Here is a 25,811-nt window from a genome sequence, read left to right on the forward strand (position 1 = left end):
CACGCGGTGCCGAGCGCTGTGGACAAGTCGCGCCGAACCCGCGCCTGTGCAGAGCCCAGGCGCGAGGCTGGAGGGTCAGCCCTTGACGGCGAAGTTGACGATCTTCGGCGCACGCACGATCACGCGCACGATCTCCTTGCCCTCCAGCGCCCGCTGCACCTTCTCGTCCGCGCGTGCGGCGGCCTCGAGGTCGGCCTCCGAGATGTCTGCGGGAACGTCGAGGGTGGCACGCACCTTGCCGTTGACCTGCACGGCCACGGTCGCCGATTCCTGAACGAGCAGGGCGGGATCGGCATCCGGCCACTGCACGGCGCTCACCGACGGCTCGTGCCCGAGCCGCGCCCACATCTCCTCGCCCGTGTGCGGAGAGATGAGCTCGATGATCATCGCGACGGTCTCAGCGGCTTCGCGCACGGCCGGGTCGGCGGCTCCGGCGCCGGTGTCGATCGTCTTGCGGATGCCGTTCACCAGCTCCATGAGGCGGGCCACGAGCACGTTGAACTTCGTCTGCTCGACGAGGGCGGGCGCGTCGGCGAGCAGACGGTGGGTGATGCGTCGCAGGGTCGCGTCACCGGCATCCGGAGCGGTTCCCGCGTCGCTCGCGACCTCCTCCGCGACGCGCAGCGCACGGGAGAGGAACTTCTGCGCGCCCGAGAGCGAGACGCCGTTCCACTCCTTGTCGTCCTCCACCGGACCGGCGAACGCGAGGCCCAGACGCAGCGCGTCGGCGCCGTACTGGCCGAGCAGGTCCGACAGCTCGACGAGGTTGCCCTTGCTCTTCGACATCTTCGCGCCGTCCATGATGACCATGCCCTGGTTCACCAGGTTCGAGAACGGCTCCTCGAAGTCGATCAGTCCGAGGTCGAACAGCACCTTGGTGATGAACCGCGCGTACAGCAGGTGCAGGATGGCGTGCTCGACGCCGCCGAAGTAGCCGTCGACCGGCGCCCAGCGCTTCGCCTGGTCGGGGTCGAACGCGAACTCGTCGCTGTGCGGCGACAGGAAGCGCAGGAAGTACCACGAGCTGTCGACGAAGGTGTCCATCGTGTCGGCGTCGCGCAGGGCCGGCTCGCCCGAGGCGGGATCGATCGTGCGCACCCACGACTCGGCGGCCCCCAGCGGCGACGAGCCCTTGGGGCGCAGGTCGAGGCCCTCGACGCTGGGCAGACGCACGGGCAGACGGTCCTCGGGCACCGGCACGACGCTGCCGTCCTCGAGGTGCAGCATCGGGATCGGGGTGCCCCAGAACCGCTGACGCGAGATCAGCCAGTCGCGCAGGCGGTAGTTCTTCGCGGCGCGACCGGTGCCGGCCTGCTCCATCCGCTCGATGGTGCGGGCGATCGCGTCGGCCTTGTCGACGCCGTCCAGGTCGCCGGAGTTCACCAGGCGACCGTTGCCGATCAGCGCGGTGCCGGTCGTGGCGGGGTCGAGTTCGCTCAGGTCGCCGCCCTCGTTCGCGCCGCCCTCGACCGTCGTGTCGACGACGATCTTCACCGGAAGGTCGAACTCGCGGGCGAAGTCGAGGTCGCGCTGGTCGTGCGCGGGCACCGCCATCACGGCGCCGTGTCCGTAGTCCGCCAGCACGTAGTCGGCTGCCCAGATCGGCAGGCGCTCGCCGTTGACGGGGTTGATCGCGTAGCGCTCGAGGAACACGCCGGTCTTCGGGCGGTCGGTCGCCTGCCGCTCGATCTCGGATTCCTTCTGCACTTTGTCGAGGTACTCCTGGAAGCGGGTGCGCACCTCGGCCGACGAGCCGGCGGCCAGCTCGGCGGCCAGGTCGGCATCGGGCGCCACGACGAAGAAGGTGGCTCCATGCAGCGTGTCGGGGCGGGTCGAGAAAACCGTGACGGGCTCGTCGCGCCCCTCGATGCGGAAGTCGACGTCGGCGCCGGTGGAGCGGCCGATCCAGTTACGCTGCATCTGCAGCACCTTGTGCGGCCAGTGACCCTCGAGCGTGTCGAGGTCGTCGAGCAGCCGGTCGGCGTACTCGGTGATCTTGAAGTACCACTGGGTGAGCTTCTTCTTCACGACCTCGGCGCCGCAGCGCTCGCAGCGGCCGTCGACGACCTGCTCGTTGGCGAGCACCGTCTGGTCGTTGGGGCACCAGTTCACGGCGCTCTTCTTGCGGTACGCCAGTCCCCGCTCGTACAGCTTCAGGAACAGCCACTGGTTCCAGCGGTAGTACTCGGGGTCGGAGGTGTGCAGCACGCGCGACCAGTCGTACGACATGCCGTAGCCGCGGAATCCGGCCTTGTGCTGCTCGATGTTCTTGTAGGTCCAGGCGCGCGGATCCGCCCCGCGCTTGATCGCGGCGTTCTCGGCGGGCAGGCCGAACGAGTCCCAGCCGATGGGGTTGAGCACGTTGTGCCCGCGGTGACGCCAGTACCGGGCGACGATGTCGGGGTACAGATAGTTGATCGCGTGCCCCATGTGCAGGTCGCCGGAGGGGTACGGGAACATGCCGAGGATGTACTTGCGGGGCCGCTCGTCGTCATCGCCGCCCGCCACGAAGGTGTCGTTCTCAGCCCAGTACTCCTGCCACTTGAGCTGGATGTCGTGCGCGGACATCACTTCAGGGGACTCGGCGTGGGACGCGTGCTCGGTCAAGGAACGGCCAATCTGACGATGCGGAACGGCCCGGAGATCGGGCCCTTCCAGGGTATCGCGAGCGGCGTGCGGTCAGGAAACCGGCAGCAGGTCGCGCCAGGGCCCCGGCAGCACCGCGCCGAGGGCGGCGAGCGGGGCCCTCGCCTTCGTCGCGACCTCGGCGGCCTCGGCATCCGGCTGCGACAGCCAGGTGATCCCGCCCCCGGCGCCGACGGATGCCGAATCCGCGTCGACCACGATCGTGCGGATGACCATCGCGAGGTCGACGCGCCCGTCGATGCCGACGTGTCCGAAGCATCCGGAGTAGATGCCGCGCGGCGCCCGTTCGAGCTGGTGCAGGATCGTCATCGCCGACAGCTTCGGCGCCCCGGTCATGCTGCCCGCCGGAAACGCGGCGTCGCACAGTTCTCCGAACGTCACCCCGTCGCGCAGGCGGACGCTCACCGTGCTCACCAGCTGGTGCACGGCCGGGTACGTCTCGACCTGCCAGAGACGCTCGACCTCGACGGTGCCCGGCACGCCGATGTGCGAGAGGTCGTTGCGCATGAGGTCGACGATCATCACGTTCTCGGCGCGTTCCTTGACGTCGGCGCGCAGCTCGTCGACGAGCCGGGCGTCGTCGGCCGGGGTGCGGCCACGAGGGCGCGTGCCCTTGATCGGGCTCGTCGATGCCCGTCCGCCTCCGACCGAGAGGAACTGCTCGGGGCTGGCGCTGAGCACCTGCTGCTCCCCCACCCGCAGGTACCCGCCGTGATGCGCGGGCGTCGATGCGCGCAGCCGGCGGTACACCGTGAACGGATCGTCGGGGCGAGAGGTGGTGAATCGCGTGGTGAGGCACAGCTGGTAGGCATCGCCGCGCTGGATCGCAGCCCGGCACTGCTCGACGAGCTCGATGTACTCCGCGACGTCGTGCCGGGCGGTGGCGGTCTGCTCATCTGCGACCGGCGGTGCCGGCGCGAGCGAGGGCGCGGCTGTCACGGCCGCCCGCACCGTGCGTGCCCAGGCGTCGACCTCGTCTTCCGCGGCGAGCGCGTGCAGTGCGCCTGTGCGGTGGTCGAGGGCGACGGCGCGGGTGACGGCGATCCAGGTCGGTCTCGCATCGCCGTCGGCGACCGGAGCGCCGTTCGCCGCCGCGCCGTGCTCGTAGGGCAGCCAGCCGACCCAGCCGCCGAGGAACGGAATCGACGGGGCGTCCTGCGACCCGCTCAGCGCGATCGCGCGCACGGCATCCGGGTCGCTCTCCGGCTCGCCTGCGCCGATGATGCTCCACCCGTTACGGGCCTCGGCTCCCGCATCCAGCCAGAAGGCCGCGCTGGTCTCGGAGAAGAGATGCGCGAAGAGCGCTTCGATGTCGGGGCGCCGCGCGTCGGCGGCGTGAGCGTCGGGGGAAGGCGCGACGGCGCGCGCGATGAGGGGCGGCGGTACGGGCACCTTCACAGCGTATGACTCCGCCGCAGGCTTTACGCTCATGGGGTGAACGACATCGTGCTGTGGGTCATCGAAGCCGTTCAGGCCGTCGACCCTGTGCTGCGCACGGTGCTCGCCGGCATCGCCATCATGCTCGAGACGAGCATCCTCATCGGCCTCGTGGTTCCCGGTGACACGGTCGTGCTCGTCGCCGCCATCGGCGTGGACGGGTGGGTCGAGGGGATCGCCCTGGGCGCGACCGTCGTGGTCGGAGCGCTGATCGGCGAGTCCATCGGCTTCTGGCTCGGCACCTGGGCGGGCCCGTACATCCGCGCGTCGTGGCTGGGCCGCCGCATCGGCGAGGAGCACTGGGAGCGCTCGGAGCGGTACCTCCGCCGCCGCGGCGGGGTCGCGATCTTCCTCTCCCGCTTCCTGCCCGTACTGCATTCGCTGGTCCCGCTCACCGTCGGGATGAGCGGCTACGCCTACCGCCGGTTCATCGCCTGGACCCTGCCGGCCTGCGTGCTGTGGGCCGGCCTGTACGTCGGCATCGCCGCCACCGCCGCCGGCAGCTACCCCGAGCTGTCGCAGCGCGTGCATTACGCGGGGTACCTGTTCGTCGGGCTCATCGTCGTTCTGCTGCTCGTGCTGCTGGTCGGCAAGAAGCTGCTCGCCCGGCGCGAGGAGCGGCACATGCGCCGGGCGGCGGAGCCGAAAGAGGGCGAGCGGCGCCGGGATCGGTGATTCTCGCCCGCAACCGTGGAAGACTGGATGGGATGTCTCCTGCCTCACCGGCCAAGATCCACTGGTTCGCCCGACTCGAACACCGCGTTCACGTCTGGCGCGAGCGCCGCGCCCGCCGACGCGGACGTTCGGCGACGGTCGTCCCGTTCCCCGGCTACGGCAGCACCACCGGCTGGGTGCGCGTCGTCGGCCGTGCGCTGATCGTGCCCGCACCGCTGAAGAAGACCCGCGGCGAGGCGAGCGTGCGCGGCTGGCGCTCGTTCGTCAGCATCCCGGTGAGCTTCGCGTCGGTCGTCATCGAGATCGGCGGGCGCACGCACACGGTCGTCGCGGACCGCGGCGGAGTGATCGACTCGGTCGTCGAGGCGGACCTGGCGCCCGGCTGGCAGAGCTTCTCGATGTCGGTCGAGGGCCGGAAGCCGGTGGAGGCCACCGCGTTCATCGTCGACGAGAACGTCGACTTCGGCGTGGTCTCCGACGTCGACGACACGGTCATGGTCACCGCGCTGCCGCGACCGTTCATCGCCGCATGGAACTCGTTCGTGGTCGACGAGCACGCCCGCACCCCGGTGCCGGGCATGGCCGTCCTTCTCGAGCAGCTGCGCCGCGACAATCCGGGCTCGCCCATGATCTACCTCTCCACCGGGGCGTGGAACGTCGCGCCCACGCTGACCCGCTTCCTCAGCCGCCACCTCTTCCCCGCGGGCTCGATGCTGCTCACCGACTGGGGTCCGACGCACGACCGCTGGTTCCGCAGCGGCCAGGCGCACAAGACCGGCAACCTGCGCCGACTCGCAGAGGAGTTCCCGAACGTGCGCTGGCTGCTGATCGGTGACGACGGGCAGCACGACGAGGCGATCTACTCGCAGTTCCTCGAGGAGCACCCGTCATCCGTCGCCGGCGTCGCGATCCGCCGCCTGCTGCCGGCCGAAGCCGTGCTCGCCGGTGGACGCGCGTCCGGGCATCACGCGGAGGGCAGCGTCCCGTGGGTGAGCGCCGAGGACGGCGCGGGGCTCCGCGAGCGGCTCGGCGAGGTCGGCATCCTCCGCGATCCGTCATGACGACTCTCGCGCGCACCGAGTGGACCGCTCGTGCGCAGGCGCACGCCGAACGGGCCGACGCGCTGACCGCCGCGCACCGCGCCCGTCAGCGGCGCGGCGACAAGCATCCGGTGGAGGACTTCCTCTTCACCTACTACTCGTACAAGCCCGCGCAGCTGCGCAGGTGGCATCCGGGTGCCGGGGTGACGCTTCAGGATGCCGGGGAGCGCGCCGACTGGCGCTGGTACTCCCCCGGTGCCGAGCCCGGCGAGTACGCGCCCGACCCGGAGGCGTTCCACGCCGAGAAGCCCCAGCTCGCGTCTGTCGTGGAGCGGATGCTGCGGCTCACCGCCGCCCGCCCCGCGCAGTTCGGATGCTTCGGGCTGCACGAATGGGCGATGGTGTACCGCACCGACGAGCACCGCCACGCCGTGCCGCTGCGTCTGGGCGGTGCGGGAACCGACGCGGTCGTTGAGGCCGGCGATCTGCGGTGCACGCATTTCGACGCGTTCCGGTTCTTCACCGACGATGCCGTGCCCCGCAACCGCCTGCCGCTGAGCCGTGAGAGTCAGCCCGAGCTCGAGCAGCCGGGGTGCCTGCATGCTGGAATGGACGTGTACAAGTGGGCGGTGAAGCTCGGTCCTCTCGTGCCGGGCGAGCTGCTGCTGGATGCCTTCGAGCTCGCCTCCGACATCCGCCTGCTCGACATGCAGGCGGCGCCCTATGACCTGTCGGAGTGGGGCGTCCTGCCCGTTCGCATCGAGACCGCCGAGGGCAAAGCCGAGTACGTGCGTCGGCAGCGCGTGTTCGCGGAGCGGGGCAATGCCCTGCGCGAGCGGATCCTGCTCGCCTGGCTCGGTCCGCAGTCCGGCTAGCGCTGCTCGGCCACCTGCATCCGCAGCCGCATGACGTGCTCGGCGGCATCGCGCAGTCGAGCGGCGCTGAGGCGCCCATCGTCGACCGCGTCGACGATGCCGGTCACCATCTGCGGCGCCGTCTCGGCGGTGGACCCGGCGATCATGAGCACCATGTCGTTGCCGGCCTGCAGCGCCGTCACCGCGTTCGCCACGGGGTCGCCGTACTCGGTGATGCCCGAGCCGCTGAGCATGCCGAGGTCGTCGGTGATCATCACGCCGTCGAATCCGAGCTCATCCCGGGCGATCTCGTGCCAGCGCTTCGACAGCGATGCGGGCGCCGGGTCGACGGCCGTGTACGCGAGATGGCCGAACATGAGCAGTTCGGCGTCGGCGTCGATGCCGGCGACGAACGGTCGGGCCGCGCCCGCCCGCCACTGCTGCATCGTCATCGACGTGGCGGGGATGCTGTGATGGGAGTCACCGGGAGCGGCGCCGTGGCCCGGGAAGTGCTTCAGAGTCGACAGCACCACGCCCTTCTCGCCGCTCACGGCCGCCGTCACGCGAGAAGACGCGGACTCGGGGTCGATGCCGAGGGCGCGGGAGGCGATGAACGACGAGGCGTCGGCCGGCACGTCGGCGACGATCCCGAAGTTGACGTCGGCACCGGTCTCGGCGACGAGAGCGGCGCGCTGGGCGAAGACCTGCTCGGTCTGCGCGGGGTCGAGGGCCTGCAGTCCCCGCCCGCCGGGAAGGTCGTCCCACGGCAGACGGGTGACGACGCCGCCCTCCTCGTCGATCGCGATCAGCGGCGGCAGGGCGGCGTCGAGCGTGAGCGCATCGGTGACCGCTCGCACCTGCGCCGCGTCGGCGCCGATGTTCCCGCCCATCAGGATGAACCCGCCGAACGCGGCGCCCTGGGGCGCCAAACGCATGTACGCGCGCAGAGCGGCGGAGTCGGTGCCGGAGATGTGCCCCATCACCACGCTGGCGGCCTGCTCGGTCACGCTCATCCGTGCCACGGCGTCGGCAGCGGGGTCGGGCGGCGGAGTCGGCGACGGCGAGGGCGCGCTGGAGGAGGGCTGGCGTGTCGCCGAGGGCGAGCTGCTGGGAGCGACGGGCGCGCAGGCGGCGAGAAGGCACACCGCCATGGCGGCAGTCAGGACGCCACGCATCACTCGAGCACGCATGACGTCGAGGCTACGCCCCGCCTCCGACCGTCAGCTGTGCGAGGCGGTCACGCAGGTGCGGGGGGCGTCCCGTCGCGCGGCCGCTTGCTATCCTGGTGCTCACGCGACCGGCGGGACGACCCGACGGAGAGATCTCAGGTGGGGACGGCCCCGCAGATTCGGCTCGCACCGTGCCTCGCTCCGCCCTCCTGAGCAGCTCCGTCCTGACACGCAACGTCCTCACGCGCACCGCCCTCGTTCGCCTCCTGCTCGGCTGGGGCTCGTTCGTCGCTCTGATCGCGCTCGCCCCTCTGCTCGAGGGCGAGCTCCCGACGCCGGTGCTGTGGCTCCTCCTGGCGGTGATCGTCGCCGTCATCGCGGTGTGCGCGTTCGGGGTCGTCACCGAAGCGGAGCATCTGTCCCATCGCCTGGGCGACCCGTACGGCACCCTCGTGCTGACCCTGTCGATCGCGGCGATCGAGGTGATCCTCATCGCCGCCGTCATGCTCGGGCCCGGCGAGCATCAGACCATCGCTCGCGACTCGGTGATGGCGCTGTCGATGATCATCATGAACCTGGTGGTCGGCGTCGCGCTGATCGCCGGCGGGCTGCGGCATCCCGGCCTGCGCGCGAACCGCGACGGAGTCTCGGCCTACCTCGCCATGCTGATCGTGCTGCTGTCGATCGCGTTCGCCTTCCCGGCCTTCCTCGGCGACGACGGGGCCTACGGCCCGGCCGCCGCGATCGGCATGATCGTGCTCGTCGTGCTGCTCTATGCGTTCTTCCTGCAGCGTCAGACGGGGGCGCAGAAGACGGACTTCCAGGAGGCGGGTGCCCGCTCGGATGCCGGTGCGGCGCCCTCTCGCCCCGCGGTGCGAGCTGTGCTGGCCGCGCATCGCGGCGAGCTCGTCGCCCGCACTCTGCTGCTGCTCGCCCTGGGGCTGCCGATCGTGCTGCTCTCCCACGACATGGCCACGCTGCTCGATGCCGGTCTCGACCGTCTCGGTGCGCCGGTGGCGCTCTCGGGCGTCCTGATCGCGATGATCGTCTTCCTGCCCGAGACGATCACGACGGTGCGGGCAGCCCTCGGCGGCGAGATGCAGCGCGTGAGCAACCTCTGCCACGGCGCCCTGGTGTCGACGGCAGGGCTCACGATCCCGGCGGTGCTGACGATCGGCCTGCTGACCGGTGAGAGCGTGCTGCTCGCCGAGAGCCCGGTCAACCTGCTTCTGCTGGGCCTCACTCTGGCGCTGACCATGGCCACCTTCAGCGCCCGGCGCGTGACGCCCGTGCACGGGGCCACGCACGTGATGCTGTTCGCGGTGTACGGGCTCAGCGTTTTCGCTTGACCACGTCGAAAGGGTTCTCGGGGGCGCCACCGGGCATCCGCTTCCATCCGGCCCACGCCCGCACCCGGCCGGCTGATCCGTAACGTAGAAAGAGAGAAGCCCCGCGATCACTCGCGGGGCTTCTCTGTCGTGGTGGACCTGAGGGGACTCGAACCCCTGACCCCCTGCATGCCATGCAGGTGCGCTACCAGCTGCGCCACAGGCCCGTCTTCGCCGCCGAACTCGGCAACCAGATCAGCATACTACGCACCGGAGGGCGAGCGCCAAATCGCTCGGGCAGGCCGGGAGTGTCGTCTTAGCCCGCCACGGCAGCACCGTCAACCGCCTTCGGAGAGAGCGGGATCGGAGCTAGATTCGCGGCACGCGACGTGCAGGACGTCGACAGCGAGAGGAGCGATCATGTCGAACCCCACCCCGAACATGCTTCCCGAGGACCCCGACCTCGAAGAGAACGAGGGCACACCGACTCGAGAGGTCGACGGCGAGGTCGAGCTCGACCCGGATGCCGATCCCGACCGCGTCGACAGCATCGACGCCGACCGCATCGCATCCGGCGCGGGTGACGAAGACGACGCGTGGTCAGGAGACGAACGGGCCGACTGACGAGTCAAGCCCGCGAGCGGACCGTCGCGCTCACTCCCCCGTCGCGGGCGCGGGCAGCTCGATCGGAACGACAGGGCAGTCCTTCCACAGGCGCTCGAGACCGTAGTAGACGCGCTCTTCGGAGTGGAAGACGTGCACGACCAGGTCGCCGAAGTCGAGCAGCACCCAGCGCGACTCCGCACGCCCTTCGCGGCGCACGCGGCGGTGCCCCGCCTCGAGCAGCCGATCCTCAATCTCATCGGCGATGGCGGCGACGTTGCGCTCGCTGCTGCCCGTGACGAGCAGGAAGATGTCGACCAGGGGCAGAGGCTCGGAGACGTTCAGTGCAACGAGGTCCTCGCCGCCCTTCGCGTCCGCCGCGCGTGCGGCGATCTGCAGCATCTCTGCGGCGGTTTCGGGGGATTGCATCAACCGAGGACTCCTGTGGTGAAGGCGATGATCAGCGCCGCGGCCAGCGCGAGCGCGAGACCCCCGGCGACGATCGCGAGGGTGAGAGTGAGCTTGCTGCCCTTGTCGGGCACGGGTGGCCGGATCACTTCGCCGGCGGGCTTGGACGTGCTGATCGCCGAGCTGGCGGCGATCGGTGTCGGCGATGAGGCGGGCGCGAGCTCGCCGTCGATGAGGACGGCGTCGATGTCCTTGCCATCGGCGGCGCCGAGCGCGTGACCCTGCGAGCCCATGCCGTCCGGCAGCGAATACGTGCCGGTGATCAGCAGCTCGCCGGTCGACGCGACCGGCCCGGACAGTGACCCGGCGCCGGGTGACGGCGTGAAGATCAGCGTGCTCGACGTCTTGTGCGCACCGGCGGATCCGGTCTCGAGCAGGTCGTCGAAGGCGGCCGGGGTGCCGTGGCTGGACGGCGACCTCTTCACGCCGATGCCGAACGCGGCACCGACCTTCGGACGCTCGGACTCATCGGCGCCCGCCGCGGGGGTCGGCTTCGCCGCAGTCGACTGCGGCTCGTCGGCGGACGTCTCGTCGGCGGACGCCTCGTCGACCTGGGCGGCGCTCGCGCCGGGCACATCGAACTGCGGCGTCTCGGTCGACTGCGGCGCGAAGGCGGGGATGCCGGAGACGAGCTCCGGTGCTTCGACGACGTGCTCCTCGACGACGCGCTCCTGGATGACCGGCTCCTGGATGACCGGCTCCTGGACAACCGGCTCCTCGACGACGGGCTCCTGGACGACGGGCTCGTGGACGACCGGCTCGTCGTCGTCGGTCGGCACCGGTACGGAGCCGGTGCGCACACGCTCCTGCGCGCGCGCCGCGCGACGCGTCAGCGGGGCGTCGGATGACTCAGCCGTTGCCGCGCTGCCTGCCTCCGGCGCGGGGGTCTCCTCGGGCGACGAGGGTCCGCTGGGCGGCTCGACCGGCTGCTGAGCCGGCGTCGGCTCGGCCGGTGCCTCCGCTGCGTCATCACCGCCGATGACCGGTGTCGAGCCGGTCAGGCGGAGCTCACGCAGCTGCTTGCGTGTGAGGGTGCGCCCGTCCTCTTCAGTGCTCATGCCTTGCTCCGATACAGATGATGCTTCGCGATGTACTGGACTACGCCGTCCGGCACCAGATACCAGACCGGCTGGCCGTCGGCGACCCGCTCCCGGCAATTCGTCGACGAGATCGACAGCGCCGGCACTTCGAGCTGACTCACATCCTCGGTGGGCAGTCCGTCGGTGCTCAGCACGTGACCCGGCCGGGAGACCGCGACGAAGTGGGCTAGATCCCACAGTTCATCATGATCCCTCCAGCTGAGAATCTGCGCCACGGCGTCGGCGCCGGTGATGAAGAACAGCTCGGCATCCGGGCGCTGCCTCTTGAGGTCGCGCAGGGTGTCGATCGTGTAGGTCGGCCCGTCCCGGTCGATGTCGACACGGCTCACGGTGAAGTCCGGGTTCGACGCGGTCGCGATCACCGTCATCAGATAGCGGTGCTCGCTGGGCGAGACGTTCTGCTTCTGCCAGGGCTGACCGGTCGGCACGAAGACGACCTCGTCGAGGCCGAAGGAGTGCGCGACCTCACTCGCCGCGACGAGGTGACCGTTGTGGATGGGGTCGAAGGTGCCACCCATCACGCCGATGCGCGGTGCTCGAGCGGTGGAATCGTGCATGCGGTCCTAGTGGCCGTGGCCGTCCTTGCCGTGCTTCAGCGCGTACGCCTCGGCCTTGGCGGCGTGGCGGTTGGCGACGTTGCGGAAAGACAGCGTCACCAGGCCGAGCGCGGCGAAGACGAGCGCGGCGATGACACCGAAGATGAAGGTTTCAGCCGCCACGTTCCCGTGGTGCTCCGTCTCGGCTGCGGCCATCGCAATCTGTGCGACGAGGTTCATCCTGACTCCGTTCCTGACCTGGCAAGCAAACGCCTGTCCAGTCTAGTCCTCAGTCGCGGACCTGACCGGACCCGCGCGCGAGCCACTTCGTGCTGGTCAGCTCGCCGAGGCCCATCGGACCGCGCGCGTGCAGCTTCTGCGTCGAGATGCCGACCTCGGCGCCGAAGCCGAACTCCGCGCCATCGGTGAAGCGGGTCGACGCGTTGACCATCACCACAGCCGAGTCGACCTCGGCGAGGAAGCGCTCGGCGTTGCACATGTCGGTGGTGATGATCGACTCGGTGTGACCGGTGCTGTAGCGGCGGATGTGCGCGAGTGCCTCATCGAGGTCGTCGACGACCTTGATGGCGATCTCGAGCCCGAGGTACTCGGCAGCCCAGTCCTCCTCGGTGGCGGGGATCGTCCCCGCGACCAGCCCGACCACCATGTCGTCACCGTGGATGGCCACACCCTCGCTGAGCAGCGCGCTGGCGATGACCGGGACGAGCTGCGGTGCGGCCTGGCGGTGCACGAGCACCGTCTCGACCGCATTGCACACGCTGGGGCGCTGCACCTTCGCGTTCAGCACGATGTCGCGGGCCCAGTCCATCGGGGCCGACTCGTCGATCACGATGTGCACCACCCCGGCACCGGTCTCGATGACCGGCACGGTCGACTCGGTGACGACGGTCTCGATGAGCGATGCGCTTCCCCGCGGCACCAGCACATCGATGAGTCCGCGCGCGTGCATCATCGCCTTCGCACCGTCACGCCCGAAGTCGTCGACGCTCTGGATCGCCTCGGCATCATGCCCGAGCGCGCCCAGCGCGTGGCGCATCACCGAGACGAGCACCGTGTTGGAGTCTCGTGCAGCGCTGCCCCCGCGCAGCACCACCGCATTGCCGGAGCGCAGCGCGAGCGCGGCGATGTCGACCGTGACGTTCGGTCGCGCCTCGTAGATCGCGCCGACGACTCCGAACGGAACGCGCACCTGCTCGAGAGCGACGCCATTCGGCATCCGGTGCCCGCCGACCACCTGACCGATCGGGTCGGGCAGAGTGGCGACGTCGCGCACGGCGGATGCCAGGGCGGCGACCCGACGCTCGTCCAGGCGCAGCCGGTCGATGAGGGACTCGCCGATGGCATCCGCCCGCCCGCGCTCGACGTCGAGCGCGTTGGCCTCGACGATCCGCGCCGTGTTCGTCTCGATCGCTGCGGCGATCGCCTCGAGCAGATCCGCCTTCTCGGCGCTGGTCAGCCGCGCGATCGAGCGGGACGCCTCCTTGGCGCGCAGCAGGCGATCCTGTGCGGTCTCCGCGGCGACGTCGGTGGCGGTGGAAGTGCTCATGCGGTCAGTGTATCGACGCGCGAACGACCCTCGGGCCGCCATGACGCGCGCGGCTCAGGCGGTGGCGGACGGCACGAACCAGGTGCCGATCTGCTCGCCCTCGAGGGCTTTCGCGACGAGGTCGGCGCTGGTGACGAGCACACCGATGCCGGAGGCCGCCGCCATGCGCGCGGCGGAGACCTTCGTGGCGGCTCCCCCGGTGCCGACGCTGTTGACCACCGACGCCCCGAACTCCAGACCGCTCAGGTCGCCGTCGGCCGGGATCTCGTCGATCGGCGCGGCGGCCGGATCGGTCGGCGGCTTGGTGTAGAGCGATTCGACGTCGCTGAGCAGCACGAGCGCGTCGGCGCCGACCAGCTGCGCCACGAGCGCGGCGAGCCGGTCGTTGTCGCCGAAGCGGATCTCCTGGGTGGCGACCGTGTCGTTCTCGTTGACGATCGGCAGGATGCGCAGGGTGAGCAGTCGATCCATCGCACGGCGCGCATTGCTGCGGGACGTCGGGTTCTCGAGGTCGCCGGTGGTCAGCAGCACCTGACCTGCGACGATGCCGAACGGACGCAGCGCCTCCTGGTATCGGAAGACGAGCACGTTCTGACCCACCGCCGCGGCGGCCTGCTGCGTCGCCAGATCGGTCGGGCGCGAGTCGAGATCGAGGAACGGGATTCCGGTGGCGATCGCCCCCGACGAGACGAGGATGATCTCCGCTCCACGACGGTGCGCCGACGACAGCGCCTGCACGATCATCGGGATCCGCCACGACGACTCACCGCTGATCGACGATGAGCCGACCTTGACGACGATCCGGTTCGCGGTGGCGAGCTCCGCGCGGGTGCGCGCGCTCACTCCTCGTCCTCGCGGGAGGCGAGGCGCTTCTCCTCCAGCTCCGCGCGGGCGGCTGCCCTGGCATCCATCATCTCGTGGTACTGCTCGCGTCGCTCGGCCGTGGTGCGCCGGTTGGATCCGCCGATGCGGATGTCGGTGCCGCGCGGCGAGCCCATGAGCTCCGCGGTCGACGCGATCGACGGCTCCCAGTCGAAGACGACGCTGTTGTCGCCGGTGCCGATCATCACCGTGGCACCGGCCACGGCACCGGCCTTGAACAGCGCCTCCTCCACACCGAGGCGCTCGAGGCGATCGCCGAGGTACCCGACGGCCTCCTCGTTCTGGAAGTCGGTCTGCTGCACCCAGCGCACCGGCTTCTCGCCCAGCACGCGGTAGATGTTGCCGTAGGTGCCGCCCTCGACCCGGATCGAGAACTCCTCCTTCGATCCCTTCGGCCGGATGACGACGCGCTCGCGCGGCACCTCGACGGCCGCCTCGGCGCGGTGCTGGTCGACCAGCTCGGCGAGGGCGAAGCTCAGCGCACGCAGTCCCTCGCGGGCGACCGTGGAGATCTCGAACACGCGGAACCCGCGCGCCTCGATGTCGGGGCGCACCATCTCGGCGAGCTCTCTCGCCTCGGGGACGTCGACCTTGTTCAGCGCCACGAGCTGGGGACGCTCGAGCAGCGGGGTCTGCCCCTCGGGCACCTCGTAGGCGGCGAGCTCGGCGAGGATCACATCCAGATCGGAGAGCGGGTCGCGCCCCGGCTCGAGGGTCGCGCAGTCGAGCACGTGCAGCAGGGCGCTGCAGCGCTCGACGTGACGGAGGAACTCGAGCCCGAGGCCCTTGCCCTGGCTGGCGCCCTCGACCAGACCGGGGACGTCGGCGATCGTGTAGCGGCTGTCGCCGGCCTGAACGACGCCGAGGTTGGGGTGCAGCGTGGTGAACGGGTAGTCGGCGATCTTCGGACGCGCGGCCGACATCGCGGCGATGAGGCTCGACTTTCCGGCGGACGGGTAGCCGACGAGGGCCACGTCGGCGACGGTCTTGAGCTCGAGAACGACCGAGAGCTCCTGGCCGGGTGTTCCGAGCAGGGCGAAGCCGGGCGCCTTGCGCTTGGGCGAGGCGAGGGCTGCGTTGCCGAGCCCGCCGCGGCCGCCCTCGGCGACCACGTACTTCTCGCCCGGGGTGATCATGTCGTGCAGCACGTCTCCGTCGACGCTCTTGACCACGGTGCCCACCGGCACGGGCAGCTCGAGCGACTCGCCGTCGTACCCCGAGCGGTGATCGCCCATTCCGAAGCCGCCGTTGCCGCCGGTTCGGTGCGGCGAGTGGTGGTAGGACAGCAGCGTCGTGACCTGCGGGTCGGCGACGAGGATGATGTCGCCGCCGTCACCGCCCTTGCCGCCGTCGGGCCCGCCGAGCGGCTTGAACTTCTCGCGATGGACGGAGACGCAGCCGTTGCCACCGCGGCCGGCGCGAAGGTGCAGTGTGACCGTGTCGACGAACGTGACCATGTGTCGTGCTCCTCCGGGTTGTGCTGGGATACGAGGACGGGGCGAGCCGAAGCCCGCCCCGTCCCGGAAGTCTGCTGCTCTTACTGAGCGGCTGCGACGATGTTGACGACCTTGCGGCCGCCCTTGGTGCCGAACTCGACAGCGCCCGCCTCGAGTGCGAACAGCGTGTCGTCGCCGCCACGGCCGACGCCTGCGCCGGGGTGGAAGTGGGTGCCGCGCTGACGGACGAGGATCTCGCCGGCGTTGACGGTCTGACCGCCGAAGCGCTTGACGCCGAGTCGCTGTGCGTTGGAGTCACGACCGTTGCGGGTCGAGCTCGCGCCCTTCTTGTGTGCCATGTCCTGAGCCTCTTCCGTGCTTACTTGATGCCGGTGATCTTGACGCGCGTGAGCTCCTGACGGTGGCCCTGGCGCTTCTTGTAGCCGGTCTTGTTCTTGTACTTCTGGATGACGATCTTCGGTCCGCGGAGGTTGCCGAGAACCTCTGCCGTGACCTTGACCTTCGCCAGCTTGTCGGCGTCGGTGGTCACAGAGGCACCGTCGACGAGAAGCACGGCGGGAAGCTCGATGTTCTCGCCCTGGGCAGCCTGAACACGGTCGAGCTGAACGATCGTGCCGACCTCGACCTTCTCCTGCCGGCCACCGGCGCGCACTACTGCGTAAACCACTTCATACCTGTTTCGTTGGGGAGCGGATCGCTCCGGGAATCTCACGGGAAGACTGTTGCTTGCGTACATCGCCCGGGGCGACGGGTGCAGACGCAAGACTTCTCCTGCGACCGGAAAAGCCGTCAGGGGTCTCGCACCAAAGGACAACTTTACCGGATCATCGCCGATGCCGCAAAGCGACGCCGAGCGTGTGTCCCCATCCTAAGATCGCGACATGACCGTTCTCGTCGACGACCCCATCTGGCCTGCGCACGGCCGACTGTGGGCGCATCTCGTCAGCGACTCGGATCTGGCCGAGCTGCATGCGTTCGCCGCGGAGCAGGGCATCCCTCCTCGCGCCTTCGACCGCGACCATTACGATGTGCCGGAGGACTCGCTGCCGAGACTCCTCGCCGCCGGCGCGGTGCGCGTGGGCGGCAAGGAGCTCACCAGACGGCTGATCCGCTCAGGACTCCGGGTTCGGGCTCGAGACCGGCGCTGACGCCTCGCCCGAGGCGTTCGGGGTGAGCATCGCGGTGGTCACGCGACGCCGGCTGCGCCCCTGCCCTGGCGCCTTGGGCTCGGGAAGGGCGTCGAGCACCGAGTCGAGCAGCTGCTCAGTCTCGGTCTTCGGCGCCTTGCGGTCGCCCCCGCGCTTCTTGCGCTTCTTCGGACGCTCGCTCTGCGCAGGAGCCTCGGCCCCGCTCTGCGGCTCGGCGGCGGGCTGTTGGACTGCCACCTCGCCGTTGGCGATGATCGTCGAGGCCGCGATGGCGGCCAGGGCCGACTTCGCCCCCTCGGTGATGCTGTGCGTGCCGCCGTTCGCGGATGCCTGGGGCGCCGGTGCTGGGGTGGACTGCTGCTGCGACTGGGAGCCGCCGCGCGAGCGGCGGTTCTGGCCGCCGCCGCCGTTCGCGCCGCCGTTGCCGCTGCGGTGCTTCACGACCGGGTCGTGGTGCACGATCACCCCACGACCGGCGCACACGTCGCACGCTTCGCTGAAGGTCTCGAGCAGTCCGAGACCGAGCTTCTTGCGGGTCATCTGCACAAGCCCGAGCGAGGTCACCTCGGCGACCTGGTGCTTCGTGCGGTCGCGGCTCAGGCACTCGACCAGGCGGCGCAGCACGAGGTCGCGGTTGGATTCGAGCACCATGTCGATGAAGTCGACGACGATGATGCCGCCGATGTCGCGCAGGCGCAGCTGGCGGACGATCTCCTCCGCGGCTTCGAGGTTGTTCTTGGTGACGGTCTCCTCGAGGTTTCCGCCCGAGCCGACGAACTTGCCGGTGTTGACGTCGACGACCGTCATCGCCTCGGTGCGGTCGATCACGAGCGACCCGCCCGAGGGCAGCCACACCTTGCGGTCGAGCGCCTTCTCGATCTGCTCGGTGATGCGGTACGCGTCGAACGGATCGACGTCGTCGGTGTAGGTCTCGACGCGCTCGAGCAGGTCGGGGGCGACGCTCTCGAGGTACGCGCGGATGGTGTGCTGCGCGTCATCGCCCTGGATGGTCATGCGGGTGAAGTCCTCGTTGAAGACGTCACGCACGATCTTGACGAGCAGGTCGGGCTCTGCGTGCAGCAGCGCGGGCGCCTGCTGCGTCTGCACCTGCTTCTGGATGTGCTCCCACTGCGAGGTGAGCCGCTGCACGTCGCGGGTCAGCTGCTCTTCGGTGGCGCCCTCGGCCGCCGTGCGGACGATGACGCCCGAGGACTCGGGCAGCACCTCCTTGAGGATGCGCTTCAGGCGCGCGCGCTCGTTGTCGGGAAGCTTGCGCGAGATGCCGTTCATCGAGCCGCCCGGCACGTACACGAGGTAGCGCCCCGGCAGCGAGATCTGGCTGGTCAGGCGGGCGCCCTTGTGGCCGACCGGATCCTTCGTGACCTGCACGAGCACCCGATCGCCGGCCTTGAGCGCCAGCTCGATGCGGCGGGGCTGGTTGCCCGTCTCGACGCCGTTCCAGTCGACCTCGCCCGAGTACAGCACGGCGTTGCGGCCACGGCCGATGTCGACGAACGCGGCCTCCATGCTCGGCAGCACGTTCTGCACGCGACCGAGGTAGACGTTGCCGATCAGCGAGGCATCCTGGTTGCGCGCGACGTAGTGCTCGACGAGCACGTCGTCCTCGAGCACGCCGATCTGGGTGCGGCCGTTCTTGGAGCGCACGACCATCATGCGGTCGACCGATTCGCGACGTGCGAGGAACTCCGCCTCGGTCACGACCGGACGGCGGCGACCGGCATCGCGGCCGTCACGTCGGCGCTGCTTCTTGGCCTCGAGACGCGTGGACCCCTTGATCGCCTTCGGCTCGGTGATGTACTCGACCTGGCGCTGACGCTGGCGCGGCTCGTCACGCGACTCGTCGCCCTCGCCGCGGCGACGGCCGCGACCCCGGCGGAACGCGCCGCCGCGGTCGTCGCCCTCGTCGTCGTCCGCACGGCTGTTGCGCGCGGGAAGCGGGGTGATCTCGGGCGCATAGAAGTGCAGCTGGGTGGAGACCTTCGAGACGAAGACCTCGGGCAGCAGCCCCAGGCTGACGGCCGTCACCGGCTTCGGCGCCTCCGGCTCGGCCAGCTGTGCCGGCTCGGCGGACTGTGCCGGCTCCGCGGGCCGTGCCGGCTCCGCGGGCCGTGCCGGCTCGGCGGGCTGTGCCGGCTCGGCGGGCTGTGCCGGCTCGGCGGGCTGTGCCGGCTCCGCGGGCTGTGCCGGCTCCGCGGGCTGTGCCGGCTCGGCGGGCTGCTCGGGCTCAGCTGGCTGCTCGTCCCCCGCGGCCTGCGGCGCGGCATCCGGTTCTGCGGCGGCGGGCTGACCCGTCTCCGCGGCCGGGGTGTCCTCGGCTACCGGCTGTGCCGGCGTCTCGTCGAGGGGAAGGGTGTTGTTGTCATCGTTCTCATCGGCCATCTCTGGCTAGCTCCCTGCGCGGGCACTGCGTGCGCCGCGAAAACTCGTGCGGCGAAACAGCGGCCGCGAACTCGATCGGCTGGTGATCGGCTCACTGGCGCGACCACCTGGGGCACATGACCCCGAAGTCTTGTCGATTCGGTCGCGGGTCAACGCGACGTCGTCTTCAGCCATTATCGCACTACCGGCCCCCGACGACAGAACGCGTCCGGCTCGCGCGCCGCGATTCTCCCGAGCCGCATAGGCGCCGCTGGGATAATCGCGCCATGACCACGCCGCGCCCCCGCCATGTCGGATACGGAATCTGGCTCATCGTCGCCGCGATCCTCGGGTGGTGGGCCGCTTTCCAGCTCACCCTGGAGAAGTTCTACGTGCTCGAGAACCCGGGCGAGACGACGAGCTGCTACGTGAGCGTCATGCTGCAGTGCGATAAGAACCTCGGATCGTGGCAGGGCTCCGTCTTCGGCTTCCCCAACCCGCTGATCGGCGTCACCGCATGGATGGCCGTGCTGGTGATGGGCGTCGCCGTGCTTGCGGGCGTGCGGTTCCCTCGGTGGTTCTGGGGCGCGTTCGGCGTCGGCGTGCTGGGGGCGTTCATCTTCGTGTGCTGGCTGATCGGCCAGAGCATCTACAACCTGCACACCCTCTGCCCGTGGTGCATGGCGACGTGGGCCGTCACCATCCCGACCTTCTTCGCCACTGCGGTGCACCTGGTGCGCAACGGCACACTGGGACGTTCAGCCGCGGCGCGCGAGCGCGCCGGTCGGCTCATGGTCTGGGTGCCGCTGGCGACCATCCTCGCCTACGCGATCATCATCGCCATGGCTCAGCTCGCCGGCCTCGACCTGCTCGGCGAGGTCATCGACATGGTCTTCTGACACCGGCGACGGACAGACGAGAAGAGGGATGCCCGTGCGGGCATCCCTCTTCTCGTCTGGACTGGTCTCGCTCAGTCGAACCAGATGCCGAGCTCGCGCGCGGCCGACTCCGGGCTGTCCGAGCCGTGCACCAGGTTCTGCTGCACCTTCAGGCCCCAGTCGCGGCCGAAGTCGCCGCGGATGGTGCCGGGCGCTGCGGTGGTCGGGTCGGTGGTGCCCGCGAGCGAGCGGAAGCCCTCGATGACCCGGTTGCCGGCGAGGCGGATGGCCACCGACGGGCCCGACATCATGAACTCGAGGAGCGGCTCGTAGAACGGCTTGCCCTCGTGCTCGGCGTAGTGAGCCGCAAGGCGGTCGCGGTCGGGCTCGACCAGACGCAGGTCGACGAGCGCGTAGCCCTTGGCCTCGATGCGGGCGAGGATGCTGCCGGTCAGGCCGCGGGCGACGCCGTCGGGCTTGACGAGGACGAGGGTTTCTTCAGTGGCCATGTCATTCGCTCTCTGTGTGAGGTTCTGCCGGCGGGCCCGCCGGCCGCTGTCGGTCGATGCGGGCCCCACCGATCGTCGCATACGCCCACATGCCGCCGAAAATCAGCACGACGAAGATGATCGCGGGCTCGAAGACGCCGCCGAGGGCGATCACGCCCTGCAGCACCCATCCGGCAGGGATCGCCCAGGGCTTCGCGATCGACCCGGCGACGCCGATCAGGGCGATGGCGACCACGACGCCGGCGACGATGCCCCACCATGACGGGATGCCCGCAGGCAGCGCGTCGAGCCCGAAGATCACGAGGCCCGCGAGCAGCGCGCCGACGGCCTCGAAGCCGAGCACGATCGAGCCGAGCTTCTGCACCAGCGTCCGCGGCGGACGGGCGGGACGCGCCGCGGGCGTGCTGCGGGCGCTCATGCCCGCCACCCCGACTTCCAGTCCTCCTCCTCCGAGAGCAGCAGAGCCTCACCGGCCAGCACGATCGAGCCGGCGATTACGACAGCGCGTCGATCGGCCGACGCCGCCCACTCGCGCGCCGCGTCGACGGCGTCGGCGAGGGTGGGGTGCACGCTCGCGCGGCGTCCGCGCTCCTCGACCAGGTCGGCGATGGCATCCGCATCCGCCGCCCGATCCGAGTCGGGTGCCGTCGCGAACACCTCGGCGACCTGCGGCAGCAGCTCGTCGACGATGCCCGCGGCATCCTTGTCGGCGAACACGCCGAGCACGAGACCCCACTCGTCGAAGTCGAAGCTGTCGTCGAGAGAGCGCGCGAGGGCCGCGGCGCCGTGCGGGTTGTGCGCGGCATCCACCACCACGGTCGGCGCGATGCCGACCAGCTGCAGCCGGCCCGGCGAGGTGGTGTTCTGCAGTCCGTCGGCGAGGATGTCGCCGACGATGCGCTGTGATGCGCCGCCGATGAGCGACTCGACGGCGGCCACCGCGAGGGCGGCGTTATGCCCTTGGTGGGCGCCGTACAGCGGCAGGTACTCGTCGGCGTACTCGCCCGCGAGCCCTCGGATGCTGATCAGCTGACCGCCCACGGCGAGCTTCTGCGCACTGAGCCCGAACTCCTCGCCCTCGAACGCGACCGTCGCGTCCTTCTCGGCGGCGACCCGGCGCAGCACCGCGGCGACCTCGGGCTTCTGCTCGGCGGAGACGACGGCGGCGCCGTCTTTGATGATGCCCGCCTTCACCTCGGCGATGGCCTCGATGGTGTCGCCGAGACGGTCGGCGTGGTCCATGTCGATCGGCGCGAAGACCGCGACGTCACCGTCGGCGGTGTTCGTCGAATCCCACGACCCGCCCATGCCGACCTCGAGCACGAGCACATCGACGGGTGCGTCCGACGCGGCGACGAACGCGAGCACCGTGAGCAGCTCGAAGAACGTCAGAGGCGCATCCCCCGCAGCCTCCAGCTCGGCGTCGACGATGCCGACGAACGGCTCGATCTCGTCCCACGCGTCGGCGACCGCGGCATCCGCGATCGGCTCGCCGTCGATCATGATCCGCTCGGTGAAGCGCTTGAGATGCGGGCTGGTGAACAGCCCCGTGCGCAGCCCGTGCGAGCGCAGCAGACTCTCGATCATGCGCGCGGTCGAGGTCTTGCCGTTCGTACCGGTGATGTGCACGACGCGATAGGTGCGCTGCGGATCATCGAGCAGGGTCAGGATGCGGGCGACCCGCTCCTTGCGGGGCTGCACCCACCTCTCGCCCGCCCGCTCGAGCAGCTTCTCGTAGACGATGTCGGCCCGCTGCGCATCGCTCATCGAGCCACCCCCTCGGAGACGTTCGAGTCGATCGTGACGATGATCGTGGCCTTCTGCGCTCCCAGCGCCTTGGCGCTCGTGCGGAACACGCCGTCGCCGGGGCTGCCGATGCTCTCGGCCAGCTCGTCGATCTCGTCAGTGGCCTGCACCGCGAGTCCGACCGCGAGGGTCTCGCCGGCGATCAGGTCGGCGTGATGCTGAAGAGCCGCGGCGTTCTCGGCGGAGACATTCAGCGCCAGCACGATGCGGTCGCTGACATCGAGACCGGCGTTCTTGCGGGCCTCCTGAACGACGCGGATGGCGTCTCTGGCCATTCCCTCGGCCTCGAGCTCGGGCGTGGTGACGGTGTCGAGCAGCATGAATCCGCCCATCGGCACCAGTGCCAGCGCCTCCCCCTCGGGGCGACCCGACGTCTCGAGCACCAGGTCGTACTCGTGCGGCTCCAGCGCGATGCCGTCGGCGGTCACCACACCGTCCTCCTCGGTCCAGAAGCCCTCCTTCGCCGCGCGGATGACCTTCTGCACCTCCTTGCCCAGACGCGGGCCCGCGGCGCGGGCGTTGACGCTGAGCCGGTGGCTGATGCCGTACTCGGATGCGGTGGCTTCGGCGAGCTGCACGAGCTCGACGGACTTGACGTTGAGCTCCTCGCGCAGGATGCCCTCGAACTGGGCCAGGTCGGCGGCGAGCGGCGACACGACGGTGAGCCGGGCGAGCGGCAGGCGCACGCGCAGCTTCTCCTTCTTGCGCAGCGCGTTGCCGACGCTGGAGAGCTCGCGGACCGCGTCCATGGCGTCGCGCACATCGTCCGCCGCGGGGAACGCGTCGGCATCCGGCCAATCGGTCAGGTGCACGCTGCGCCCGCCGGTGAGACCCTGCCACACCCGCTCGCTGATCAGCGGCACGAGCGGAGCCGCGACGCGGGTGAGCGTCTCGAGCACCGTGTAGAGCGTGTCGAACGCCTCGCGGCTCTTCGGGTCGTCGCCGACACCCTCCCAGAAGCGGTCACGGGAGCGGCGGATGTACCAGTTGGTCAGCACCTCGGCGAAGTCGCGCAGACGCGCGGATGCCGTGGTGGAGTCGAGACCCTCGAGGTCGGCGCGCACCTCGCGCACGAGGTCGCCGAGGCGCGCGAGGATGTACCGGTCGAGCACATCGGTGCTGTCGACGCGCCAGGAGGCCTGGTATCCGCCGCTCGCGTTGGCGTAGGTGGCGAAGAAGTACCACGAGTTCCACAGCGGCAGGATGAACTCGCGCACTCCGGCGCGGATGCCCTCCTCGGTGACGGCGAGGTTGCCGCCGCGCAGCACCGAGCTCGACATCAGGAACCAGCGCATGGCATCCGATCCGTCCCGGTCCAGCACCTCGCTGACGTCGGGGTAGTTGCGCAGCGACTTCGACATCTTGTAGCCGTCGCTGCCGAGCACGATGCCGTGGCAGCTGACGCCGGTGAACGCCGGGCGGTTGAACAGGGCGGTCGAGAGCACGTGCATCACGTAGAACCAGCCGCGGGTCTGACCGATGTACTCGACGATGAAGTCGGCCGGCGAGTGCGAGTCGAACCACTCCTGGTTCTCGAACGGGTAGTGCACCTGCGCGTACGGCATCGATCCCGAGTCGAACCACACGTCGAAGACGTCCTCGATGCGGCGCATCGTGCTGCGGCCGGTCGGGTCGTCGGGGTTCGGACGGGTCAGGTCGTCGATGTACGGGCGGTGCAGGTCGATCTCGCCCTGGGGGTTTCGCGGCAGCGTGCCGAAGTCGCGCTCGAGCTCTTCGAGAGATCCGTAGGCGTCGACGCGCGGGTGCTCGGGATCGTCGCTCTTCCAGATCGGGATGGGTGAGCCCCAGTAGCGATTGCGGCTGATCGACCAGTCGCGAGCGCCCTCGAGCCACTTGCCGAACTGGCCGTGCTTGACGTTCTCGGGCACCCAGGTGATCTGCTCGTTGTTCGCGAGGAGGTCATCCTTGATGTCGGTGACGCGGATGAACCAGCTCGAGACGGCCTTGTAGATCAGGGGGTTCCGGCAGCGCCAGCAGTGCGGGTAGGAGTGCACGTAGCTCTGCTCGCGCAGCATCCGTCCCGCCGCGCGCAGCAGGCGGATGAGCGGGGTGTTCGCATCCATCCACAGCTGACCGGCGACATCGGTGACCGACGGGAGGAAGCGCCCGCCGTCGTCGAGGGAGATGATCGTCGGGATGCCGGCGGCGTTCGTCACCCGCTGGTCGTCCTCACCGTAGGCGGGCGCCTGGTGCACGATGCCGGTGCCGTCGGTGGTGGTCACGTAGTCGTCGACGAGGATGCGCCAGGCGTTCTCGGTGCCCCAGGTCTCGGCGTCCGCGTAGTAGTCGAACAGTCGGTCGTACGCGACGCCGTCGAGGTCCTCACCGCGGACGGTCTGCTGCACCGCGGCGAGCGCGTCGTCGGCGCTCTCGTAGCCCAGGTCCTTCGCGTAGCCGCCCAGCAGGTCGCGGGCGAGCAGATAGCGGTGCGCATCGCTCTCAGCGGGGTCGTCGCCCGGCACGATGTCGGCGGCGCCGTTCGGTCCGCCCGGCAGCACGACGTACTCGATGTCGGGGCCGACGACGAGGGCGAGGTTGGTGGGCAGGGTCCACGGGGTGGTCGTCCAGGCGAGAGCGCGGACGGCCGTGAGCCCGAGCGTCTCGGCCTTGGCGCCCACCAGCGGGAAGGTGACGGTGACCGAGGGGTCCTGACGGTCCTTGTACACGTCGTCGTCCATGCGCAGCTCGTGCGCCGACAGCGGGGTCTCATCGCGCCAGCAGTACGGCAGCACACGGTAGCCCTCGTATGCGAGGCCCTTGTCGTACAGCGTCTTGAAGGCCCACAGCACGCTCTCCATGTAGCCCAGGTCGAGCGTCTTGTATCCGCGCTCGAAGTCGACCCAGCGGGCCTGGCGGGTGACGTAGTCCTGCCACTCATGGGTGTAGGTGAGCACCGAGTCACGCGCCTTCGCGTTGAAGACGTCGATGCCCATCTCCTCGATCTGGCTCTTCTCGGTGATGCCGAGCTGCTTCATCGCCTCGAGCTCTGCGGGCAGACCATGCGTGTCCCAGCCGAAGACGCGGTCGACCTTCTTGCCGAGCATGGTCTGGAAGCGAGGGAAGACATCCTTCGCGTACCCGGTGAGCAGGTGCCCGTAGTGCGGCAGGCCGTTGGCGAACGGGGGGCCGTCGTAGAAGACCCACTCGTCGGCGCCGTCGCGCTGCGCGATGGAGGCCCGGAAGGTGTCGTCGGTCCTCCAGAAATCGAGCACCTCGCGCTCGATCTCGGGGAAGCGCGGGCTCGGGGTGACGGCGTCGGCGGCTGCGCCGAAGGAGGAGCGCGGGTAGGTCATCGTCTCTCGCAGTGG

At 69.9% G+C, this 25,811-nt stretch carries 24 protein-coding genes and 1 tRNA gene; 7 read left to right on the plus strand and 18 right to left on the minus strand.

Going from position 1 to position 25,811, the window contains the following annotated elements; translation table 11 throughout:
* Positions 1–75 precede the first annotated feature (75 nt).
* Positions 76–2,568, minus strand: coding sequence for a leucine--tRNA ligase (gene leuS, locus V2S04_RS11795; RefSeq protein WP_413638616.1), 2,493 nt, complete (start codon positions 2,566–2,568; stop codon positions 76–78).
* Positions 2,569–2,679: 111 nt separating this feature from the next.
* A complete protein-coding gene (gene pabB / locus V2S04_RS11800) occupies positions 2,680–4,038 on the minus strand; it encodes an aminodeoxychorismate synthase component I (RefSeq protein WP_413638617.1) in 1,359 nt (452 codons plus the stop codon).
* A 42-nt stretch (positions 4,039–4,080) separates the two neighbouring features.
* Between pabB and V2S04_RS11805 the strand changes: the two genes are divergently transcribed.
* The 3 genes from V2S04_RS11805 to V2S04_RS11815 are packed head-to-tail and all read left to right on the plus strand — an operon-like array spanning position 4,081 to position 6,673.
* On the plus strand, positions 4,081–4,758 hold the full coding sequence (locus V2S04_RS11805) for a DedA family protein (RefSeq protein ID WP_413638618.1): 678 nt from the start codon (positions 4,081–4,083) through the stop codon (positions 4,756–4,758).
* Between the two features lie 32 nt (positions 4,759–4,790).
* Positions 4,791–5,819 (plus strand): App1 family protein, encoded by a 1,029-nt coding sequence (locus tag V2S04_RS11810; RefSeq protein ID WP_413638619.1) that lies wholly within the window; start codon positions 4,791–4,793, stop codon positions 5,817–5,819.
* Positions 5,816–6,673: a 3-methyladenine DNA glycosylase gene (locus V2S04_RS11815; protein WP_413638620.1), complete on the plus strand. Its 858-nt coding sequence runs from the start codon at positions 5,816–5,818 to the stop codon at positions 6,671–6,673. The genes V2S04_RS11810 and V2S04_RS11815 overlap by 4 nt, the downstream gene beginning before the upstream one ends.
* On the opposite strand, the gene V2S04_RS11820 is transcribed toward V2S04_RS11815, so the two are convergent.
* On the minus strand, positions 6,670–7,842 hold the full coding sequence (locus V2S04_RS11820; RefSeq protein WP_413638621.1) for a glycoside hydrolase family 3 N-terminal domain-containing protein: 1,173 nt from the start codon (positions 7,840–7,842) through the stop codon (positions 6,670–6,672). The two genes, V2S04_RS11815 and V2S04_RS11820, sit on opposite strands and share 4 nt — an antisense overlap.
* A gap of 170 nt (positions 7,843–8,012) precedes the next feature.
* Here V2S04_RS11820 and V2S04_RS11825 point away from each other — a divergent pair, with 170 nt between their 5' ends.
* On the plus strand, positions 8,013–9,170 hold the full coding sequence (locus V2S04_RS11825; protein WP_413638622.1) for a calcium:proton antiporter: 1,158 nt from the start codon (positions 8,013–8,015) through the stop codon (positions 9,168–9,170).
* Between the two features lie 130 nt (positions 9,171–9,300).
* On the opposite strand, the gene V2S04_RS11830 is transcribed toward V2S04_RS11825, so the two are convergent.
* Positions 9,301–9,376, minus strand: a tRNA-Ala gene (locus tag V2S04_RS11830).
* A gap of 193 nt (positions 9,377–9,569) precedes the next feature.
* On the opposite strand from V2S04_RS11830, the gene V2S04_RS11835 reads away from it, so the two are divergent.
* Positions 9,570–9,773, plus strand: a complete 204-nt coding sequence (locus tag V2S04_RS11835; protein ID WP_099194657.1) for a hypothetical protein — start codon at positions 9,570–9,572, stop codon at positions 9,771–9,773.
* A gap of 30 nt (positions 9,774–9,803) precedes the next feature.
* On the opposite strand, the gene rsfS is transcribed toward V2S04_RS11835, so the two are convergent.
* The 9 genes from rsfS to rplU all read right to left on the minus strand — a co-directional run bounded on the left by rsfS (position 9,804) and on the right by rplU (position 16,429).
* Complete coding sequence (gene rsfS, locus V2S04_RS11840) at positions 9,804–10,181, minus strand: ribosome silencing factor (protein ID WP_413638623.1); 378 nt, start codon at positions 10,179–10,181, stop codon at positions 9,804–9,806.
* Positions 10,181–11,278 carry a hypothetical protein gene (locus V2S04_RS11845; RefSeq protein WP_413638624.1) on the minus strand — a complete coding sequence of 366 codons (1,098 nt, stop codon included), beginning with the start codon at positions 11,276–11,278 and terminating at the stop codon, positions 10,181–10,183. The genes rsfS and V2S04_RS11845 overlap by 1 nt, the downstream gene beginning before the upstream one ends.
* Entirely contained in the window at positions 11,275–11,877 is a 603-nt protein-coding gene (nadD, locus tag V2S04_RS11850) for a nicotinate-nucleotide adenylyltransferase (protein ID WP_413638625.1), read from the minus strand. The genes V2S04_RS11845 and nadD overlap by 4 nt, the downstream gene beginning before the upstream one ends.
* A gap of 6 nt (positions 11,878–11,883) precedes the next feature.
* The gene (locus V2S04_RS11855; protein ID WP_413638626.1) at positions 11,884–12,096 is read right to left on the minus strand and encodes a hypothetical protein; all 213 of its coding nucleotides are present in this window, start codon (positions 12,094–12,096) and stop codon (positions 11,884–11,886) included.
* Between the two features lie 49 nt (positions 12,097–12,145).
* Complete coding sequence (locus tag V2S04_RS11860) at positions 12,146–13,423, minus strand: glutamate-5-semialdehyde dehydrogenase (RefSeq protein ID WP_413638627.1); 1,278 nt, start codon at positions 13,421–13,423, stop codon at positions 12,146–12,148.
* Positions 13,424–13,477: 54 nt separating this feature from the next.
* Positions 13,478–14,266 carry a glutamate 5-kinase gene (proB, locus tag V2S04_RS11865; RefSeq protein ID WP_413638628.1) on the minus strand — a complete coding sequence of 263 codons (789 nt, stop codon included), beginning with the start codon at positions 14,264–14,266 and terminating at the stop codon, positions 13,478–13,480.
* A complete protein-coding gene (gene obgE / locus V2S04_RS11870; RefSeq protein ID WP_413638629.1) occupies positions 14,263–15,762 on the minus strand; it encodes a GTPase ObgE in 1,500 nt (499 codons plus the stop codon). Before obgE ends, proB begins: the two co-directional genes overlap by 4 nt.
* 80 nt (positions 15,763–15,842) lie before the next feature.
* On the minus strand, positions 15,843–16,100 hold the full coding sequence (gene rpmA / locus V2S04_RS11875; RefSeq protein ID WP_099196843.1) for a 50S ribosomal protein L27: 258 nt from the start codon (positions 16,098–16,100) through the stop codon (positions 15,843–15,845).
* 20 nt (positions 16,101–16,120) lie between these two features.
* Complete coding sequence (gene rplU, locus V2S04_RS11880; RefSeq protein ID WP_182253397.1) at positions 16,121–16,429, minus strand: 50S ribosomal protein L21; 309 nt, start codon at positions 16,427–16,429, stop codon at positions 16,121–16,123.
* Positions 16,430–16,643: 214 nt separating this feature from the next.
* Here rplU and V2S04_RS11885 point away from each other — a divergent pair, with 214 nt between their 5' ends.
* Positions 16,644–16,910, plus strand: coding sequence for a DUF4031 domain-containing protein (locus V2S04_RS11885; protein WP_099196841.1), 267 nt, complete (start codon positions 16,644–16,646; stop codon positions 16,908–16,910).
* On the opposite strand, the gene V2S04_RS11890 is transcribed toward V2S04_RS11885, so the two are convergent.
* Positions 16,875–19,310: an Rne/Rng family ribonuclease gene (locus tag V2S04_RS11890; RefSeq protein ID WP_413638630.1), complete on the minus strand. Its 2,436-nt coding sequence runs from the start codon at positions 19,308–19,310 to the stop codon at positions 16,875–16,877. The genes V2S04_RS11885 and V2S04_RS11890 overlap by 36 nt on opposite strands.
* Positions 19,311–19,576: 266 nt before the next feature.
* Between V2S04_RS11890 and V2S04_RS11895 the strand changes: the two genes are divergently transcribed.
* On the plus strand, positions 19,577–20,188 hold the full coding sequence (locus tag V2S04_RS11895; RefSeq protein WP_099196469.1) for a vitamin K epoxide reductase family protein: 612 nt from the start codon (positions 19,577–19,579) through the stop codon (positions 20,186–20,188).
* Between the two features lie 71 nt (positions 20,189–20,259).
* On the opposite strand, the gene ndk is transcribed toward V2S04_RS11895, so the two are convergent.
* The 4 genes from ndk to ileS are packed head-to-tail and all read right to left on the minus strand — an operon-like array spanning position 20,260 to position 25,796.
* Entirely contained in the window at positions 20,260–20,676 is a 417-nt protein-coding gene (gene ndk, locus V2S04_RS11900; protein ID WP_071643142.1) for a nucleoside-diphosphate kinase, read from the minus strand.
* Between the two features lies 1 nt (position 20,677).
* Positions 20,678–21,094 (minus strand): DUF4233 domain-containing protein, encoded by a 417-nt coding sequence (locus V2S04_RS11905; protein WP_413638631.1) that lies wholly within the window; start codon positions 21,092–21,094, stop codon positions 20,678–20,680.
* Complete coding sequence (locus V2S04_RS11910; protein ID WP_413638632.1) at positions 21,091–22,443, minus strand: bifunctional folylpolyglutamate synthase/dihydrofolate synthase; 1,353 nt, start codon at positions 22,441–22,443, stop codon at positions 21,091–21,093. Before V2S04_RS11910 ends, V2S04_RS11905 begins: the two co-directional genes overlap by 4 nt.
* Entirely contained in the window at positions 22,440–25,796 is a 3,357-nt protein-coding gene (ileS, locus tag V2S04_RS11915) for an isoleucine--tRNA ligase (RefSeq protein ID WP_413638633.1), read from the minus strand. The genes V2S04_RS11910 and ileS overlap by 4 nt, the downstream gene beginning before the upstream one ends.
* Positions 25,797–25,811: the final 15 nt, after the last annotated feature.

This window comes from Microbacterium sp. OR21, from assembly GCF_047306785.1.
GTDB classification, from domain to species: Bacteria; Actinomycetota; Actinomycetes; order Actinomycetales; family Microbacteriaceae; genus Microbacterium; species Microbacterium esteraromaticum_E.

Coding starts and splice junctions, on each gene's coding strand:
- leuS (WP_413638616.1), bottom strand. CDS start 2,568: ATGTCCGCGCACGACATCCAGCTCAAGTGGCAGGAGTACTGGGCTGAG.
- V2S04_RS11810 (WP_413638619.1), top strand. CDS start 4,791: ATGTCTCCTGCCTCACCGGCCAAGATCCACTGGTTCGCCCGACTCGAA.
- V2S04_RS11815 (WP_413638620.1), top strand. CDS start 5,816: ATGACGACTCTCGCGCGCACCGAGTGGACCGCTCGTGCGCAGGCGCAC.
- V2S04_RS11820 (WP_413638621.1), bottom strand. CDS start 7,842: ATGCGTGCTCGAGTGATGCGTGGCGTCCTGACTGCCGCCATGGCGGTG.
- V2S04_RS11835 (WP_099194657.1), top strand. CDS start 9,570: ATGTCGAACCCCACCCCGAACATGCTTCCCGAGGACCCCGACCTCGAA.
- rsfS (WP_413638623.1), bottom strand. CDS start 10,181: ATGCAATCCCCCGAAACCGCCGCAGAGATGCTGCAGATCGCCGCACGC.
- V2S04_RS11845 (WP_413638624.1), bottom strand. CDS start 11,278: ATGAGCACTGAAGAGGACGGGCGCACCCTCACACGCAAGCAGCTGCGT.
- nadD (WP_413638625.1), bottom strand. CDS start 11,877: ATGCACGATTCCACCGCTCGAGCACCGCGCATCGGCGTGATGGGTGGC.
- V2S04_RS11855 (WP_413638626.1), bottom strand. CDS start 12,096: ATGAACCTCGTCGCACAGATTGCGATGGCCGCAGCCGAGACGGAGCAC.
- V2S04_RS11860 (WP_413638627.1), bottom strand. CDS start 13,423: ATGAGCACTTCCACCGCCACCGACGTCGCCGCGGAGACCGCACAGGAT.
- obgE (WP_413638629.1), bottom strand. CDS start 15,762: ATGGTCACGTTCGTCGACACGGTCACACTGCACCTTCGCGCCGGCCGC.
- rpmA (WP_099196843.1), bottom strand. CDS start 16,100: ATGGCACACAAGAAGGGCGCGAGCTCGACCCGCAACGGTCGTGACTCC.
- V2S04_RS11885 (WP_099196841.1), top strand. CDS start 16,644: ATGACCGTTCTCGTCGACGACCCCATCTGGCCTGCGCACGGCCGACTG.
- V2S04_RS11890 (WP_413638630.1), bottom strand. CDS start 19,310: ATGGCCGATGAGAACGATGACAACAACACCCTTCCCCTCGACGAGACG.
- V2S04_RS11895 (WP_099196469.1), top strand. CDS start 19,577: ATGACCACGCCGCGCCCCCGCCATGTCGGATACGGAATCTGGCTCATC.
- ndk (WP_071643142.1), bottom strand. CDS start 20,676: ATGGCCACTGAAGAAACCCTCGTCCTCGTCAAGCCCGACGGCGTCGCC.
- V2S04_RS11905 (WP_413638631.1), bottom strand. CDS start 21,094: ATGAGCGCCCGCAGCACGCCCGCGGCGCGTCCCGCCCGTCCGCCGCGG.
- V2S04_RS11910 (WP_413638632.1), bottom strand. CDS start 22,443: ATGAGCGATGCGCAGCGGGCCGACATCGTCTACGAGAAGCTGCTCGAG.
- ileS (WP_413638633.1), bottom strand. CDS start 25,796: ATGACCTACCCGCGCTCCTCCTTCGGCGCAGCCGCCGACGCCGTCACC.